The organism is Williamsia maris (assembly GCF_024171815.1).
GTDB lineage: Bacteria > Actinomycetota > Actinomycetes > Mycobacteriales > Mycobacteriaceae > Williamsia_A > Williamsia_A maris.
This window is the reverse complement of the sequence record NZ_JAMTCJ010000004.1, coordinates 326807-342977: the sequence shown is the minus strand read 5'-3', so window position 1 is coordinate 342977 and position 16171 is coordinate 326807. Positions and strand designations below refer to the sequence as shown.

General features: G+C 68.8%; 16 protein-coding genes. 6 read left to right on the top strand and 10 right to left on the bottom strand.

Going from position 1 to position 16171, the window contains the following annotated elements; all coding sequences use genetic code 11:
- Positions 1-21: 21 nt before the first annotated feature.
- From LX13_RS20265 to LX13_RS20255, 3 genes are all read right to left on the bottom strand, one after another.
- Positions 22-852 carry a GAF and ANTAR domain-containing protein gene (locus tag LX13_RS20265; RefSeq protein ID WP_253663138.1) on the bottom strand — a complete coding sequence of 277 codons (831 nt, stop codon included), beginning with the start codon at positions 850-852 and terminating at the stop codon, positions 22-24.
- A gap of 91 nt (positions 853-943) precedes the next feature.
- Complete coding sequence (locus LX13_RS20260) at positions 944-2251, bottom strand: cytochrome P450 (RefSeq protein ID WP_253663617.1); 1308 nt, start codon at positions 2249-2251, stop codon at positions 944-946.
- Between the two features lie 33 nt (positions 2252-2284).
- A complete protein-coding gene (locus LX13_RS20255; protein ID WP_253663137.1) occupies positions 2285-2881 on the bottom strand; it encodes a TetR/AcrR family transcriptional regulator in 597 nt (198 codons plus the stop codon).
- A gap of 114 nt (positions 2882-2995) precedes the next feature.
- On the opposite strand from LX13_RS20255, the gene LX13_RS20250 reads away from it, so the two are divergent.
- Together LX13_RS20250 and LX13_RS20245 are read left to right on the top strand one after the other, a co-directional pair.
- Positions 2996-4039 (top strand): NAD(P)-dependent alcohol dehydrogenase, encoded by a 1044-nt coding sequence (locus LX13_RS20250; protein ID WP_253663136.1) that lies wholly within the window; start codon positions 2996-2998, stop codon positions 4037-4039.
- A 36-nt stretch (positions 4040-4075) separates the two neighbouring features.
- The gene (locus LX13_RS20245) at positions 4076-4699 is read left to right on the top strand and encodes a luciferase domain-containing protein (RefSeq protein WP_253663135.1); all 624 of its coding nucleotides are present in this window, start codon (positions 4076-4078) and stop codon (positions 4697-4699) included.
- A gap of 10 nt (positions 4700-4709) precedes the next feature.
- Here LX13_RS20245 and LX13_RS20240 read toward each other — a convergent pair whose 3' ends face one another.
- The 3 genes from LX13_RS20240 to LX13_RS20230 all read right to left on the bottom strand — a co-directional run bounded on the left by LX13_RS20240 (position 4710) and on the right by LX13_RS20230 (position 7295).
- Positions 4710-5711, bottom strand: coding sequence for a fumarylacetoacetate hydrolase family protein (locus tag LX13_RS20240; RefSeq protein ID WP_253663134.1), 1002 nt, complete (start codon positions 5709-5711; stop codon positions 4710-4712).
- 71 nt (positions 5712-5782) lie between these two features.
- Positions 5783-6331, bottom strand: a complete 549-nt coding sequence (locus tag LX13_RS20235) for a dihydrofolate reductase family protein (RefSeq protein WP_253663133.1) — start codon at positions 6329-6331, stop codon at positions 5783-5785.
- Positions 6332-6419: 88 nt separating this feature from the next.
- Positions 6420-7295, bottom strand: coding sequence for an aldo/keto reductase family oxidoreductase (locus tag LX13_RS20230; RefSeq protein WP_253663132.1), 876 nt, complete (start codon positions 7293-7295; stop codon positions 6420-6422).
- Between the two features lie 127 nt (positions 7296-7422).
- Between LX13_RS20230 and LX13_RS20225 the strand changes: the two genes are divergently transcribed.
- The 3 genes from LX13_RS20225 to LX13_RS20215 are packed head-to-tail and all read left to right on the top strand — an operon-like array spanning position 7423 to position 10382.
- Complete coding sequence (locus tag LX13_RS20225) at positions 7423-8268, top strand: VOC family protein (RefSeq protein WP_253663131.1); 846 nt, start codon at positions 7423-7425, stop codon at positions 8266-8268.
- Positions 8269-8307: 39 nt separating this feature from the next.
- Entirely contained in the window at positions 8308-9207 is a 900-nt protein-coding gene (locus LX13_RS20220; protein ID WP_253663130.1) for a DUF1295 domain-containing protein, read from the top strand.
- Positions 9204-10382 (top strand): FAD-dependent oxidoreductase, encoded by a 1179-nt coding sequence (locus LX13_RS20215; RefSeq protein ID WP_253663129.1) that lies wholly within the window; start codon positions 9204-9206, stop codon positions 10380-10382. The genes LX13_RS20220 and LX13_RS20215 overlap by 4 nt, the downstream gene beginning before the upstream one ends.
- Here the strand turns inward: LX13_RS20215 and LX13_RS20210 are convergent.
- Positions 10345-10830, bottom strand: coding sequence for a polyketide cyclase (locus tag LX13_RS20210; RefSeq protein ID WP_253663128.1), 486 nt, complete (start codon positions 10828-10830; stop codon positions 10345-10347). The genes LX13_RS20215 and LX13_RS20210 overlap by 38 nt on opposite strands.
- 182 nt (positions 10831-11012) lie before the next feature.
- On the opposite strand from LX13_RS20210, the gene LX13_RS20205 reads away from it, so the two are divergent.
- Complete coding sequence (locus LX13_RS20205) at positions 11013-12488, top strand: FAD-binding oxidoreductase (protein ID WP_253663127.1); 1476 nt, start codon at positions 11013-11015, stop codon at positions 12486-12488.
- Here the strand turns inward: LX13_RS20205 and LX13_RS20200 are convergent.
- From LX13_RS20200 to LX13_RS20190, 3 genes are all read right to left on the bottom strand, one after another.
- Positions 12440-13879 (bottom strand): condensation domain-containing protein, encoded by a 1440-nt coding sequence (locus tag LX13_RS20200; protein WP_253663126.1) that lies wholly within the window; start codon positions 13877-13879, stop codon positions 12440-12442. The genes LX13_RS20205 and LX13_RS20200 overlap by 49 nt on opposite strands.
- 242 nt (positions 13880-14121) lie before the next feature.
- Complete coding sequence (locus LX13_RS20195; RefSeq protein ID WP_253663125.1) at positions 14122-15702, bottom strand: alpha/beta hydrolase; 1581 nt, start codon at positions 15700-15702, stop codon at positions 14122-14124.
- Positions 15703-15826: 124 nt separating this feature from the next.
- Positions 15827-16132: a hypothetical protein gene (locus LX13_RS20190; protein ID WP_253663124.1), complete on the bottom strand. Its 306-nt coding sequence runs from the start codon at positions 16130-16132 to the stop codon at positions 15827-15829.
- Positions 16133-16171 lie beyond the last annotated feature (39 nt).

Here is a 16171-nt window from a genome sequence, read left to right as displayed (position 1 = left end):
GCCCGCTGACACCGACTGATCTCATCGGTCCTCCTCGACACCGTCGAACGCGCCCCGCGTGTCGAGTCTGCGGGCGACGATGTCGTCGGCGACGGCCGTGATCGAACGGCCGGTCTGATACGCGTGGGCGCGCAGACGGGCCATGGCCTCGGTGGTCGGGATCTGCAACTGGACGGCGACCATCCCCGACGCCAGGTACACCTGCGCTCGCGAATTCACGCCCTGCGCGATGCTTTCGTCGGCGGCGAGCCATTCGGCCACCTGTGTCGCGTCGCTGCCGGGACCGAGGTGCGCGATGACGGCATCCCAGTTCTGCGCCATGGTGGTCGCCACGGTCTCGGCGCACACCACCGCCACCCGCGACTCGTCCTCGCTCAACGCGCCCGCGGTCCGCCGATACAGCTCGAGCACCCCCAGTGGCCGGGTGCCGGAACTGATGGCGAACGCGAAGACCGCCTGTACGCCGACCGCACGCGCCTCGGCCGTGAACACCGGCCACCGCCGACTCGCGACCTCGGCACCCATGTCGGGCACGAGTTGCGGACTGCCTGCGGGGGAGAAGACGTCGAGACACGGGCCCTCGCCGAGGGTGAACTGCAGTTCGTCGAGGTGATAGGACATCGCATCGGTGGCCCGGACGAGATCGCGGACCCCGGTCGATTCGGTGAGCAGGGCTATCGCGGCACCGTCGGCGCCGGTCAGCCGTGCTGCGGTCCGGCTCAGATCACCGAGGCCGGAGTACAGACGGCGGTCCGCCGACGGCTGGGTGCCCGATGGTGACGACACCGTGTCGTCGTGTTCGGTGCTGTCCGAGGAGTGGTGCGGGAGATCGACCATGCGAGCCCCCGACATCGTCGTCATACTCGCGAAACCCGCACGAGCGGGCGGGGTTGCGTCAGCCTAACACCGCGGCGGTCGTCACCGGCCCGGGCGCGAGATGTTGTCAGGCGCGCGCGGTCCGCTGACGTGCACCGAGTTCGACGGGCAGGTGCGCCCATCCGTTGAGCACCCGTGTGTCGCGCTTGGTGCCGGCACCGGCGCCGCGCAGCTCCGGGAAGCGATCGAACAGCGAGCGGAGCCCCACCTCGGTCTCGGCCCGGGCCAGCGCCGCGCCGAGGCAGAAGTGCCGGCCACCCGAGAACGACAGGTGTTTGGCCGCGTTCGCACGCGTGACGTCGAACCGGTCGGGGTCGTCGAACACCTTCGGGTCGCGGTTGGCCCCGGCGAGCACCAGGATGGCGAGATCGCCCCGATCCATCCGGACCCCGGCCACCTCGACCGGGGATTTCGCCACACGAGCGGTCATCTGCACGGGTGCCTCGAGACGCAACATCTCGTCAACGGCGTTGGGCCACAACGCCGGATCCTCCCGGAGGGCCTCGAGTTGGTCCGGGTTGCGCAGCAGCAGGTCGATGCCGCTGCCGAGGATGTTGACCGTGGTCTCGAACCCCGCCGCGAGCACGAGTCCGGCGACCCCGAGCAGCTCGGTGTCGGTCAGCGACACCCCGTCGTCGGAGGCGCGGATCAGTTGACTGAACAGATCGTCGCCGGGGGAGCGGCGCAGCGCAGCCAGGTGGTCGGTCAGCCAGGCGTTGAATCCGACGAGCCCCGTCTCCACCTCGGAGAACTGCGTCCACGTCAGTCCGATGTCGAGACTGGGCGCGGCGAGTTCCCCGAATTCCAGGACACGCATCCGGTCGGCGTCGGGGACGCCGAGGATGTCGCTGATGACAGCGACCGGCAGCAGCGCGCAGTACCGCTCGACGATGTCGACGGTCTCGGTGGTGCCTGCGAGTTCGTCGAGAAGGGCGTCGGCGGTGTCCTGGACGCCCGCACGCATCGCCTCGACCGCCCGTGCGGTGAACACCGACGACACCAGTCGTCGGTAGCGGGTGTGGTCCGGCGGTTCGACGGCCAGCAACGACGGGGGCCGCAGCGGATGCAGAGCATCCGAGCGGGTGTGCTTCTCGATCCACCGCAGCGGTGCCGGCAGCCGCGACCCGAGGATGATGGTGCGGAAATCGTCGGAGCGCAGCGTCTCGAACACGACGGCGTGGTCGACGGTGATGGCGGCCAACGCCGTCTCCACGAGCGGCCCCTTGGCGCGGATCTCGGCGTATACGCCCGACGCATCGGCCCGGGTGGCCGGATCGGCGATCAGTTTGGCCTGTGGATCACCCGCCGCAGCCGCCCGTTTCGCGAGAAAACGGATGAACCCGTGCATGGCCACCCACCTGGCCACCGTGCGCATCGACATCGTCCTCATGATTCGCGACCTTGTTGCTCAGCGCAATGATCCGGGTGAGCGAACCTGGGCGCAGAACGCTCGCGAGACCGCGGCAGACAACGCCGTGCGACGGCGCGCGTGCACGTCGTGATCCTCGGATTCGGTGGCGGTGTAGACGATCGCCGACTGCGCCCAGGTCGCGGCCATCGCGATGAGCATGGACCACAGGTCGTCCGATTCGATGTCCTCGACCAGCACCCCGCGACGCTGGGCATCGGCGATCGCGGCCAGCACCTCGACGTCGCGCTCGGCCACGTCGGCGAACAACGCCCCGTGTGGGGTCCGCTCGAGTCGCGCCCAGGTGAGCAGTCGGACCAGGTGGGGGTCGCCGAGATACATGTCGTAGAGACGCGCCGCGTATCCGGGGAGATCGTCGGCGTCGAACGGAGTCCGGCCGACGTCGGAGTCGACCCTCGACATGAAAACCAGGTCGAACAGTTCGTCCTTGTTGCCGAAGTAGCTGTAGATCAGCGACTTGTTGGCCCGCGCCCGAGCCGCGATCCGATCGACCCGTGCCCCGGCGATACCGTGGTCGGCGAACTCGACGGTCGCCGCGTCGAGGATGCGTTCTCGGGTGGCCGCGGAATCTCCCATGGCGGGAGTCTACCCATTTCCAACCGGTTGGTTGTAAACCCGTCGACACCGGGATACTGTCGTTTCCAACCAGTTGGTTAGGTCTTCGCGGCCGCCACGACCCGAGGAGAAGACATGCGTCCGACGACCGGATACCGAGCAACCGCACCCGACGAACCGTTGTCCCGATGGCGTTTCGAACGACGCGATCTCCGCCCCGATGACGTCGCCGTACGGGTGACCCACTGCGGCGTCTGCCACACCGACCTGCACGCCCAGCGCGCGGTCGTCGCAGGTGACGAGGCGACCGCTGTCGTCCCCGGCCACGAGTTCGTCGGAGTGATCAGCGAGGTGGGGACCGCGGTGACCGATTTCGCGGTCGGTGATGCGGTCGCCGTCGGCAACATCGTCGACTCCTGCGACGTGTGCGACATGTGTCGGGCCGGACAGGAGAACTTCTGCCGGGAGTTCCCCACCCTCACCTACGGGGGCACCGACCGCCACGACGGGTCGACGACCAGGGGCGCGTTCGCCGACGAGTACGTCGTCCGAGACCGTTTCGTCTACCGCAGGCCGGCCGGTCTCGACCCCGCCGCCGTCGCACCGCTGATGTGCGCCGGGATCACGGTGTGGGAACCGATGCGGCGGTGGAAGGTCGGCCCCGGCGTCCGCGTGGGTGTGGCGGGTATCGGCGGGCTGGGCCATCTGGCCGTGAAGTTCGCGCACGCCCTGGGGGCGTCGGTCACGGTGTTCACCACATCCGCGGGCAAGGCCGCCGAGGCCTCGGCGCTCGGCGCCGACACCGTGGTCGTCTCGACCGACGATTCCGCGATGGCCGCGACGGCCGGTGCGTTGGATCTGATCGTCGACTGCGTACCGGTCGAGCACGACCTCGCGCCGTATCTCCGGTGCCTGGCCCTGGACGGGACGCTGTGTTCCCTCGGTCACCTCGGTGCGACGTCGGTCGACATCCTGGATCTGTTGATCGGGCGGAAGAGTGTGAGCTCGGCGGGGAGTGGCGGTCGGCGCCACACCCAGGACATGTTGGATTTCTGCGGGGAGCACGGCATCACCGCGGATGTCGAGACGTTACCGTCCGCGCAGATCAACACTGCTCTTGATCGGTTGTCGCGCAACGACGTACGGTACAGATTCGTGTTGGACATGTCGGACCTCTAGATCAGAGGTCTGCCGCCGACACACACCGGAGGCACCATGGCGGCCCTACTCGAGGACTATCGGCGATGGCGGGCCCTCGGCGAGGGAGGCCTTCCTGCCAACCCGGTGGGCTGGCTGGTGACGACCTCGTTGCGGCCGTGGGGGCGGGACACGATCACCGTCGACGCGACGCCCGACGCTGCGCCGAGTGACTTCACGTTGCCGCAGCGTCGTGGTGATCGTCCGGCCATCGCCCCGTATCCCATTCCGCATCGAGAACTGCACACCGTCACCGACCCCGACCGGATCAGGGCACTGGCCGAGCACGTGGCCGCGTTCGGCGTCGGTGACTCGGGCCCGATGGTCACCTCGACGAGTCGATTCGAACGGCGCGGTGACGCGCTGTTCGTCCGCGATCGGGCGACGGCGAGTCCCTGGATCGCACACGCGCGCGGTGAGATCGCCCATGTACACGGCACGCAGGGGTCGCTACACGTCGTCGCCGACCCCGCAGACGTGCCCGAGATCATCCGGCGCGGCTGGGGTGAGCGCCACCCTCTGGCCGGTCGGCCGATCATCGGACTGCCCGACTCCTACCTGTTCCTCTACGCACCGCGTGACGCGACCGATTCGCAACAGCTGCAACGGATCATCGACCGCGTGGTCGCGACCGCGCGCTGACACCCGCGGCTCACTCGCTCTCGCGGTCCCCGACGGTGTTCGTCACCGATCCGATGCCCTCGATGTCGAGGGTCACCACGTTGCCGGGACGAATCCACCGGTCGAGTTCGAGTCCACACCCGGACGGAAGCGTTCCTGACGCGAGAAGCTCACCGGGGTAGACGTTCTCACCCTTGCTCGCGTAGGCCACGGTGTCGCCGGGGGAGTAGCTGAGGCCCGCGGTGCTCGTCGTCGACCACGTCTCGTCGTCGACGACCACCGAAGCGGTCAACCCATCGATCCGGGGCAGCACCTCGTCGGCGGTGACGACCACCGAGCCCATCGAGCTCGCGAAGGTCTTGGTCTTGACGACCGGCCCGAACGATCCGTTGCGTTGTTCGTCCCACTGGACGTCGCGGGCGCTGACGTCGTTGAAGACGACGAACCCGCCGATCGCATCGGCGCCCTGCGCCTCGGTGGCGTTGCGCACGGGACGGTCGACGATCATCGCGAACTCGAGCTCGAAGTCGAGCGCGTCGGTGTAGGACGGCCACGGCAGCGGTGCGCCGTCGGCGACGATGCTCAGGTGGTTGCCGGTGTAATAGAGCGGATGCCGGCTGAACGACGCGCCGGGTCGCAGGGCGGGGAAATCCCGGCGCGTCAGTGCCTCAAAGGCGCGGATGGCCGGCATCGCGGCGGGCAGGTTTCGTTTGACCAGTTGGTGCGCGGCCTGACTCCAGTGTTGCTCCCACCCGAGGAAGCACCGCAGTGAGGCGGGTTGGTACGGCAACGATCCGCCCGGGTGGTCGACGACGCCGACGCCCTCTGTTGTCGCAGTGTCCATGAGGCGCGTCGCCATGTCCCGGCCACGCTCACGGGACGCGAGGAACGCGAGGAGGTCGGTGGTCAGACGCCCGCGGACCTCGGGCTCGAAAGCTGCTGCGGCCGAATCGAGATCGATCCACCGACCGGAGCTCTCGTGCTGCGCCGCGAGCACATCGGTGGTCGCTGTGGTGACACGCCTGATCTTCATCGATCCCCCGGTGATGTGCGAACGCGGACGAACAGTGTCGAACTGCCGCCGAATCTACCGTCTGTGTCGCCTCACCTGACCGGGCGGTAGTGCATGGCCGTGACGCCGCACTCGAAGGGATGGACCCCGACCACCGTGAGATCCGTGTGGTGTCCGGCGGGGAACACGGCCATCCCTGCCCCGATCGCGGTCGGGTTCACCAGCAGGTGGAGGTCGTCGAGCAGCCCGGCGCCGATCAGGCTGCGCACGAGCGAGCCTCCCCCGTAGGCGATGATGTCGCCACCGTCGCCGGCCTTGAGGTCGTTGATCACCTCGGTCAGGTCGCCGTCGGCGATCTCGGCGTTGTCCCAGGGGGATTCGGTCAGAGTTCGCGAGATCACCACGCGCCGCGAGTTGTTCATCGTCTCGGCGCCGGGTGCGTCGGGCATCGACGCCCACGTCGGGATGAAGCCCTCCGCCAGGGCCCGTCCTAGGACGATGGTGCCGACCGACTCGGTGAGCGCGGAGACGTAGCGGGTCAGGTCCTCGCTCCAGTCCGTGGTCAGCCAGTCCATCTCGCCGTCAGGGCCTGCCATGAAGCCGTCGGCGGTGACCTGGGTCTGCAGTGTGAACGTGGGCATGGGGTTCCTCTCGAACGGGCGGTTACACGGACAGACCGTCGGCGCGGCCGGAACACATCGGTCGTCGACGCACCGGGTCTGCCGACGCTCAGTTCGGTGCGGCGATGCCGTCGAGGATCTCGATCTCCTCGTCGGGCAGGACGAGTGCCGCGTTCGCGATGTTGTCACGCAGATGAGCCACCGACGAGGTGCCGGGGATCAGCAGGATGTTGGGGGAGCGCTGCAGCAACCATGACAGGGCGACGGCCATCGGCGTCGTGTCCAGCCGACTCGCCACGCCTGCGAGTTCCTCGGACTGCAGCGGCGAGAACCCGCCGAGCGGGAAATACGGCACATAGGCGATGCCCTGGTCGGCCAACGAGTCCACCAGTTCGTCGTCGACGCGGTGCGCGATGTTGTAGAAGTTCTGCACGCAGACCACCGGGGCGATCGACTGCGCCTCGGCGACCTGCTCGGCGTTGACGGTGCTGACGCCCAGATGCTTGATCAGGCCCTCCTGCTGCAATTCGGCGAGCACCGTGAACGGTTCGGCGATCGAACCCGCCGCCGGACTGTCGAAGTCCCCGACGCGGAGGTTGACGACATCGATCGCGTCGAGACCGAGGCGTTCGAGGTTGTCGTGGACGGCCTTGCGCAGCTGATCCGGTTCGCGGGCCGGCGGCCACCCACCCTTGTCGTCGCGCAACGAACCGACCTTGGTGACCAGGTGCAGCGAGTCCGGGTAGGGGCGCAACGCCTCGGCGATGATCTCGTTGGTGACGTAGGGACCGTAGAAGTCACTGGTGTCGATGTGGTTGATCCCGGCCGCGATGACCTCGTGCAGGACCTCGATCGCAGCGGCCCGATCGGCCGGGGGTCCGAAGACGTGCGGACCGGCCAACTGCATCGCGCCGTAGCCCATCCGTGTGACCGTGAGGTCGGGTGCCATCGTGAAGGTTCCACCGGGAAGTGTTGTCGTTGCCATGACCTCACCCTCCACCATTTCCGGTCACCACGACAGGACCCACCGGTCCCAGGATGGGCCGGTCGAGGATCTGCCGGTGTCGGTGCCGCGATCTAGGGTGGCCGCACAACCGTGCGAGGAGGAGACGATGACCGACATCAGGACGTATCCGCCCGGCGTCACGTCGTGGGTGGACGCCGAATACGGCGACGTCGACGCGGCGCTGGAGTTCTATGCGCACCTGTTCGGATGGCAGTACGAGGAGGCGACGCCACCGGGCCTGCCCTTCCGGTATGTCATCGCCCGACTCGACGGCGCCGACGTGGGTGGGATCGGCGGACCCGCCACCGTCGAGAACGCCGGATCCGTCACCTCGACGTGGAACACCTACATCGCCGTCACCGACGCGGCCGCCTCCGTCGAGCGGGTGATCCGCGCCGGCGGGAGCGAGGTACACCCGGCGCAGGCCGCCGGCGACGGCGGCGTGTCCGCGACGGTCCTCGACCCCCAGGGGGTGGCGGTTCGGCTGTGGCAGGCCCGCGGCCGCGCGGGGGCTCAGGTCACCAACGTCCCCGGCGCCTGGAACTTCAGCGACCTGCACACATCCGACCCGGTGGCGGCAGCCGCGTTCTATACCGACGTGTTCGGTTGGCGGACCGCCGATCTGGGTTTCGCGACGATGATCACGGTGCCGGGCTACGGCGATCATCTGGCCTCGACCGTGGACCCGGACATCCACCGCCGCCAACAGTCGGCGCCGCCCGGATTCGCCGATTCCATCGGGTGGCTGGCGCAGGCGTCCGAGGACGAGACCCCGCACTGGCATGTGACGTTCGCCGTCGCCGACCGCGACGCGACGGCAGCCGCGGCGGACCGACTCGGCGCGACCGTACTGACCACGGCCGCCGACGACTGGACGCACACCGCGGTCATCCGCGACCCGCAAGGGGCGGTGTTCACCGCGAGTCAGTTCACCCCACCCGACGACTGGTGAGAACAGACCCGCGGTTCGGCGGCGGCGCACCGTGACCGAATGGCACCATCGGGACCTGTGAGCAGAACCGCCTCGTTCGTCCGTGTCGGTGTGGCCTACGTGATCGCCATCGCGGTGGCCGCGGCATGGCTCGTGGTCGGTCCCTCCACGGATCTCCTCTGGCTCGATGCCCTCGTCGCCGACGTGCTGGGCACGCTGGTGATCTTCGTGTTCAGCCGTGTCCACCACAACTCGAGCTTCTACGACGCCTACTGGAGCGTCATCCCGCCGCTGCTGCTCGTCTACTGGTGGATAGAGGGCGGCGCGGGCGTCGACTCACTGCGCGCGTGGCTGGTGTTCGCCGTGGTGCTCCTGTGGGCGGTTCGCCTCACCGCGAACTGGGCCACCGGCTTCCCGGGACTGCACCACGAGGACTGGCGATACGGACTGCTGCGCGGGAACGCCGGGCGCTGGGAGTTCCTCACCGATCTCGTCGCCATCCACATGATCCCCACCGGACAGGTGTTCCTCGGGATGCTGCCCGTCTACATCGCCGTGACGCACACCGGGGACGACCTGTTCTGGCTCACCGCGATCGCGACCGCACTCGGTGTGGCGGCCGTGGTCCTCGAGTTCGCCGCCGACCGACAGATGCTCCGTTTCGTCCGCGACCGCACGCCCGGACAGGTGATGGCCGACGGGTTGTGGAGTTGGTCGCGGCACCCGAACTACTTCGGCGAGTTCGGGTTCTGGTTCGCACTCGCGCTCTTCGGCGTGGCCGCCTCGCCCGCCGACGCATGGTGGCTGTTCATCGGCGCCCTCGCCATGTTGGCCATGTTCCTCGGTGCGAGCATCCCGATGATGGAGACCCGCAGCCTCGAGCGCAGGCCGGAGTACCGGGCGGTCACCGACCGTGTGTCCCGGTTCGTGCCCCGTCCACCTCGTCGGGTGTCCGCATGAACCGCCCCCGGGTGCTCGTCGCCGGCCTCGGCGACACCGGCGTGCTGACCGCGATCCACCTCGCACGCCACGTCGACGTCGTGGGCATCTCGGCGAAACCGGCACTGGTCAGCGGGCAGGAACTCGGACGCCGGCTGTCCCACCCCGACGACTGGGCCCGCGACTACTGGGTCGGTTTCGACCGGTTCCGCGGCCTCGATCGCATCCGTACGGTGCACGGGTCGATGACCGGCGTCGACCTCGACGAGCGTGCGGTCAGCGTGGTGCTCGCCGACGGGTCGTCCCACGTCGAGGCGTACGACGCCCTGATCATCGCCACGGGCGTCACCAACGGCTTCTGGCGCCGACCGATGCTGCAGTCGAGCGCCGATGTCGACGGCGATCTCCGGGCCGCCCACGATCGGCTCGCCTCGGCCGGGTCGGTGACCGTACTCGGTGGGGGTGCGGCGGCGGTCAGCACGGCGGCCAACATCGCCGCGGCGTGGCCCCGCACGACGGTCGACCTCTTCTACCCCGGTGAGCGTGCGCTGCCCGCCCACCACCGACGTACCTGGTCGCAGGTCGAACGACGACTGCGGACACTCGGGGTCGGCCTGCACCCCGGACACCGCGCAGTCGTCCCGGATGGTTTCTCCTGTGACCGGATCACCGATTCCGACGTCGAGTGGAGCACCGGCCAGTCGCCGACGCAGGCGGACGCGGTCGTGTGGGCCATCGGCCGGGTGCGCCCGAACACCGACTGGCTACCCGCGGAGCTGCTCGACGACAACGGGTTCGTCCGGGTCGCGGCGGACCTGTCGGTCCCGAATCGTCCCGGTGTCTTCGCAATCGGCGACGTCGCGGCCACCGACCCCCTGCGCGGGTCGGCGCGCAACCGGGCCGATCGCCTGCTCGCACGCAACGTCCGGGCCCACTTCGCAGGTCGCCCGCTCCGCCGCTACCGGCCCCGCACCCGGCGGTGGGGATCGGTGCTCGGGGCGCAGTCCGACGGACTCGAGGTGTTCACACCGTCGGGCCGCGGCGTCCGGTTCCCCACGTGGTCGGTCGAGCACGTCCTGCAGCCGTGGATAGTGCAACGGGCCATCTACGGCGGCGTGCGAGCGCCGTCCGCCCAGAACGCCGTCACGGATCCCGACGTCACCGACCGGGCGCGCTCTCCTCGGCCAGGTGTTTGAAATTCAGCAGCTGTCGGCGTGCCATGACGAGATCACCCAGGCTGATGACGGGGCGCGCGACACCACCGCCGGACATCACGACCTTCAGGAGTAGTCGGGTGGTGTGCTCGTCCACGGTCACCAGGTCGTAGGACATCACCGCGCCGAGAATCCGGCCGGTCAGACTCACCCCGGGCGTGACCGCCAGGATGGTTCCGCAGGGACGGGTCGCGGCCGTCGTGAAATGTTCTCCGACAACCGGTTCGGGCATCGGCACCAGATCCCGCGGCGACGTGCGTCCCAGATTGTCGATCCAGTCGTACGAGTAGGGGGCGAGACGGATCTGAGACACCCACGGCCACAACCCCGCCCGCGAGGTGTGCACCGTCACGCCGCGCCACGCCTGCAGCGTGGGCGACGTGACGATGTCGTCGCACGGGTAGTGGCGCGCCATCTCGTCGTCGGTCACGTTCCAGCGATCGCCGATCACAGGGAGCCCCGATGAGGGTCGTTCGACATCGACGAAGCATACGACGGGCCGATCGACGCGCCCTGCACCGAACGATCCGACCGCCGTGGTCGCGCTTTCGGTGCGCGAGGGCACCGGTGCGGTGATACTCAGATGATCAACGTGGGTGAGGAGACGTCGGGGTGGGAGACGAGCGCGGGGTGGATCGTGGGCGACTGTCACGCCGGACCTTCCTGCGGTACACCGTCGGCACCGGTGTCGCCGCCTACGCGACCACGGCAGTCGCACCGGCGACTGCGGCCCCGTCCGAGCCCGACTGGACCGGACCGGGTGCTGCGGGGGACTCGGTTCTCACCGCGGGGGACGGGACACGCTTCTCCGAGGCCACCGCGATCTTCAACACCCGGTACGACTCCACGACACCCGCTGCGGTGGTGCGACCGCACACGACCGACGAGGTCGCCCGTGCGGTGTCCTTCGCATCCCGACGACGACTGCCGATCTCGGCTCGCAGCGGAGGTCACTCCTACATCGGTGCGTCGGCGGCCGACGGCGCGCTGGTCGTCGACCTGCGCTCACTGTCGATGCCCATCGCCTACGACGCGTCCACGCAGGCGGTGACCGTGACCCCGGCGACCACTCTGTTCGAGCTGCAGACCTTCCTGCATCGGTCCGGCCGGGCGCTACCGTTGGGCACATGCCCGACGGTGGGGTGCGGCGGCCTGACACTGGGTGGCGGGATCGGTGTCGACACCCGCGAACACGGACTGACCTGTGACCGGCTCGTCGCTGCGACAGTGGTCCTGCCCAGCGGTCGCGTCGTGTCCGTCTCGCCGGATCGTCATCGAGATCTGTTGTGGGCGTTGCGCGGTGGCGGAGGCGGTGCAGTCGGAGTGGTCACCGCGATGACCCTGACGACACATGAGGCGGTCGGCAAGGACCTGGTCCTGCTCGGATTCCCCGACGCCGCCACGGCCGACGTGATCGCAGGGTGGGCGTCCTGGCTGCCCACGGTCGACACCACGAGCTGGGTGGGTGTGAACGTCGAGTCCGACCGCGCAGGAGGAGTCCGGTGCGGCGTGCTCATCGCCGCTCCGGTGGGGGCCGGCACCGAGGTCGCCGCCCGATTCGCCGCGGCGGTCGGGGTGACGCCGAACTTCACCGCGGCGGCCACCCTGGACGCCGACGGCGTCCTGCTCCGGCTGGCCGGCGGGAGCCCGACCTCGCCCCGGCACGGTTTCACCGCCGGTTCTGACGTGGTTACGACGATCTCTGCCGACACGGCGGAGGCCATCGTCGCCGTCGTACGGTCGCGATCGGCCTCGGGTGGGGCGGGTTCGGTGATCATCGACCCGATCGACGGTGCGGTCCGGTCGGTCCGTCCGGGCGCCTCGGCGTTTCCCTGTCGTCGACACCTCGCGGTCGTGCAGTGGTTCGTCGACGTCGACCCGGACGGGTCCTACGATTCCGCGACCTCCTGGATCGCCGATGCCCACGCCGCGGTGCGCCCCGCCTCGGACGGTGCCTACGTCAACTACGCCGAGCCGGGAGCCGAACTACAGCGTTACTTCGGGGCGAACCTCGCCCGCCTGCTCGCTACGCGTGCCGCCTACGACCCGACCAGACTGTTGCGATCGTCCACCGACGCCGGCGCATAGTCCCCCGTCGTGGCGACGGAGGAGAAGATCTGCAGGATCTTCTCGACGTAGCGATCGATCGACTCGTCGGCTTCTGTGGTGCCGGGGTACATCAGGGTCATCACCGTGTACTCGGGGAACCGGTTGACCCACAGGAACACCTCTTCGGAACTCCCGCGGTTGCCGAACACGCCGCCGTTGATGTGGTCGAACATCTGGGCACCGGGCAGCTTGCGGACATCGATGTAGCTGACCATCGGGACGACCCACCCCGTCCCGACCTGGACGGTCGAATCGGCCGGGATCAGTTCGACGATCCGATGTAGCGACACCTCCGAGAGGGTCTTGCCCCGTTCATAGGACGACTGTGTGTCCGCGACCACGCTGGTGAAGGTGGAGTCGGCGGTGATGTCGACGGGAACCGGGATCAGGTTGGTGAACCATCCCACCGCGTTGAACTCTGCGGGTGAGGTCCGAGTGCTCTTCGGCGTCATCCCGAAGTACGAATCCGAACCGGTGAACTCGCGCGCGGCCATGCCGGTGACGGCCAGAACAGCAGAATTGAAGCCGGCGCCGAGACCGCGGCAGACGTCCTCGATCCGCTGTGCGGACTCCTCGTCCATGATCCGCACGGTGCGCAACGCACTGCGGGTGTATCCCTCGCTGCCCACGCCGAGGTCCAAGGGAAAGGTCGGAAGTCGGCCACCGTTCTGCTCGAGCAGCTCGATCCACTGGCTGACCTGCGGATCGTCGACCGTCAACTTCTCCGTGCCCTCCCGCTCACGTCGGCAGTAGTCGACGTAGCTGCCCGCCGGTTGCAGGCCGTGCGGGTTGCCGCTGATGTGGGATCCGTACAGCGCGATGAGGTCGACGCAGGCCAGGGCCTGCGATATCCCGTCGGAGTTCAGATGGTCGACGGCGAAGTAGATCGTGAAGTTCCCCTCGCGTTCGATGGTCCCGAAGGTCAGGCAATCCCAGTGGAACGGACCCGGCGTCTTGGCCTGGACGTGGTCGCGGATGGACTGACTGTCGCCGAAGTGGCCGAACTGTGTCGGGGTGAAGTCGACGATCTCCGCGTCGACGACGTGACGGGCGATCTGTCCATCCGGTTCCACCGAGAAGTAACTGAGGAACGTGTCGTGCCTGCCGACGAACTCGTTGATGGTGCGGGTCATGGCGTCGACGTCGAGGGAGCCCTCGAGGTCGAACGAGATCAGACACAGTCGCGAGAACCGGAATCCGGTGTCTTCGTTGCGCCGCGCCGAGCGGAGGTACTCCTCCTGCTGGTGTGAGGGCGGTACCGGATGGATCGGGGCTTCGCTCGCGGCGGCGGTCGACGCGGTCGACGCCGACCAGGTGGTGACGTGACCTGCGCTGGGTGCCCATTCATCGATGAGGCCGAAATTGATCATTGCGGAACGGTTCCTTCGGATCACACGAGGCAGAGCTTCGCGAGATGCGCTGTGGCGCACGACAAGACGAGCTTGTGACGGTGACCGTGCCCGCGCATCACTGATGAGACCTCCGAAGGGTATCGCGCAGAACACATACGGCAACGGCGATCGGCGTTGTGACAGTTCTCAGTCCGATCGCGACGAGCCTGGCGCTCATCCAAACCGGCACTCTCACCTGCGGATACATCGGGACGACGCGGTCACCGCACCTCGTCACCACGACCGGCGATGATCATGCCCATCGCGGTCAACGAACGGTTCATCCGCCCGTCGGGACCGATGTCCCAGTACTCGCCGTGTGCAGAACCCGAGAGGGAGGAACCGGGATCGGAGGCGAAGACACGGCCCCCGAAATCGGGATCGGTGGGGCTCATGCCGTGGATGCCCTCGGTGATCCCGATCGGATCGCGTGCCGCGGTCGTGGCGTAGACGTGGTCGTTCATTTCCTCGGCATCGACGTCGGTGAGTCTCCGATCGGCGGGGGAGTCCGGGTCGCCGATCCCGGGGCTGCCGACGAACACGAGGTCATCGGCGTCGAGAGTGTGGCCCTGCGACGCCGCCTCACCGACGACCACGGTGCCGTAGCTGTGTCCGATCACGGTGGTGTGGAAGGGCTCGGGACCGTCGTGAGTGGCGCGCAACCCGGCCTGGAACGCGTCGAGCGGGCCCGCCGCGTGTGCCGCAGAGGCCGGTCCCGCGGCTGCCGCGAGCCCGGCGGGTGCGTCGTAGGCGTACCACGCGATCACCGAGGTCGTGGCGGTCGGATCGGCTCGCTCGGCTGCCGTCACCATCGCCGCGGCCCGGTCGGCGCCCCCGCGTACGTTTCCCGCGTTCGAGCCCGTACCGGGGACGAAGGTGGCCACGTTGCGTGCGGTGTCGGGGTCGGTGATCGCGATGGCCACCCGGCCACGCGTGTCGATGTGCAGCAGCAGACGAGCATGCGCCCCGGTCGGGTCCTGCAGCGCTGTCTCGATCCCGTCGAGGGCACGATGCGTGCGTGTGACGGCGTCGAAGTCCCGTCGACGTCGGGTCTCCGTGACGTATCCGCCCGGGCCGGGGGAGCGCGGGATCTGCCCGTCGACGATGTAGGGGTGGCCCCGCAGGTACCGGGCGACCTTCCTGGTCTCGTCGCGCTGCAACTCGACCAGATGTCGTCGGTTGAAGTGGTCGCGATCGGCGGCCGGGATCCCGTCACGGTTGCCGATGGACCGGTCCGCGTTCCACAGTCCGGCCTTCTCCATCGCGGTGAGCTCGCCCCAGAATCGGTTGAGCGCGAACGGGTCGCGGGGGAGTGTCGCGCGGTGGTCGAGAATCCGGCGTACCTCGGAACGGATCGCGACCGGGTGGGTCGCAGGCAACGACGCGAGTGTCAGCGCCTCCAGCGCCCGACCGATGTGTCCGGCGAGGTCGGCGTCGGCGACACGCACCTCGTCGAGCGCCGACCTGAGTCGACGTTGGTGTTCCGACACCAGCCGGGCCGCGTCGGCAGTGGTGTCCGCGTCGCGGGGTACCTCGGCACCCACCGATGGCGCACGGACCACACCGTCGTCGGCGACGAGATAGCCGAGCGCCCGGATCGATTCCGCGGTGTCGCGGGCGGTCTCGCACGCGCGGGCGTACGCCGGGCCCAGCCGGTTGAGGCCGTCGGCGATGTCGAGGATCGCGATGCCGAGCCGGTTGCCGAACTGGCGCTCGGAGGCCGTCGCGGTCGCGGACGCGCGTGCCGAGTCACCACGCCACCACTCGCGCACCGCTTCGACATCCCGCGTCAGGACGTTCATCTCGTGGTCGAATCGTCGACCGCGGAATCGACTGCGGCTGCCGCGACCGAGAGCGATCCGGTGCCCACTGCCCAACCGCTGACCTGCGGCAGGGTCGGGCCGGGTGCGGACACGTCGCGACCGCTCAGGCCGCGTTGGTCAGGGCGCGGATGGCCGACGCGTGATCGGAGTCGGCGACGCCGAGGGTGTCGGCGGCTCGCCGGTTGGCCTCCGAGAGGCTCTCGACCCGTGCGGCGACCACCGCGATCGCCGACTCCGCCGCCGCGCCCGCGCGACCGCACTGCTCGGCGGTCTGCGAGCCGTCCAGAGCCCGATGCGCCTCGCGCAGAACGGAATGCAGGTCGATGTCCCGGAGGGTCGCCGCCGAGCGTCGCTGCTTGTCGGCGAGTGACCGCAGAGCGTCGAGGTCGGCGGTGAGGATGGGTTCCATGCCCGGCGACGCTACTGCCGTGGGACGACGCCGCCGGGC

Bases quoted from the DNA above. Each gene is read 5' to 3' on its own strand.
- LX13_RS20265 (WP_253663138.1), bottom strand. From the start codon at position 852: ATGTCGGGGGCTCGCATGGTCGATCTCCCGCACCACTCCTCGGACAGC.
- LX13_RS20260 (WP_253663617.1), bottom strand. From the start codon at position 2,251: ATGCGCACGGTGGCCAGGTGGGTGGCCATGCACGGGTTCATCCGTTTT.
- LX13_RS20255 (WP_253663137.1), bottom strand. From the start codon at position 2,881: ATGGGAGATTCCGCGGCCACCCGAGAACGCATCCTCGACGCGGCGACC.
- LX13_RS20250 (WP_253663136.1), top strand. From the start codon at position 2,996: ATGCGTCCGACGACCGGATACCGAGCAACCGCACCCGACGAACCGTTG.
- LX13_RS20245 (WP_253663135.1), top strand. From the start codon at position 4,076: ATGGCGGCCCTACTCGAGGACTATCGGCGATGGCGGGCCCTCGGCGAG.
- LX13_RS20240 (WP_253663134.1), bottom strand. From the start codon at position 5,711: ATGAAGATCAGGCGTGTCACCACAGCGACCACCGATGTGCTCGCGGCG.
- LX13_RS20235 (WP_253663133.1), bottom strand. From the start codon at position 6,331: ATGCCCACGTTCACACTGCAGACCCAGGTCACCGCCGACGGCTTCATG.
- LX13_RS20230 (WP_253663132.1), bottom strand. From the start codon at position 7,295: ATGGCAACGACAACACTTCCCGGTGGAACCTTCACGATGGCACCCGAC.
- LX13_RS20225 (WP_253663131.1), top strand. From the start codon at position 7,423: ATGACCGACATCAGGACGTATCCGCCCGGCGTCACGTCGTGGGTGGAC.
- LX13_RS20220 (WP_253663130.1), top strand. From the start codon at position 8,308: ATGGCACCATCGGGACCTGTGAGCAGAACCGCCTCGTTCGTCCGTGTC.
- LX13_RS20215 (WP_253663129.1), top strand. From the start codon at position 9,204: ATGAACCGCCCCCGGGTGCTCGTCGCCGGCCTCGGCGACACCGGCGTG.
- LX13_RS20200 (WP_253663126.1), bottom strand. From the start codon at position 13,879: ATGATCAATTTCGGCCTCATCGATGAATGGGCACCCAGCGCAGGTCAC.
- LX13_RS20195 (WP_253663125.1), bottom strand. From the start codon at position 15,702: ATGAACGTCCTGACGCGGGATGTCGAAGCGGTGCGCGAGTGGTGGCGT.
- LX13_RS20190 (WP_253663124.1), bottom strand. From the start codon at position 16,132: ATGGAACCCATCCTCACCGCCGACCTCGACGCTCTGCGGTCACTCGCC.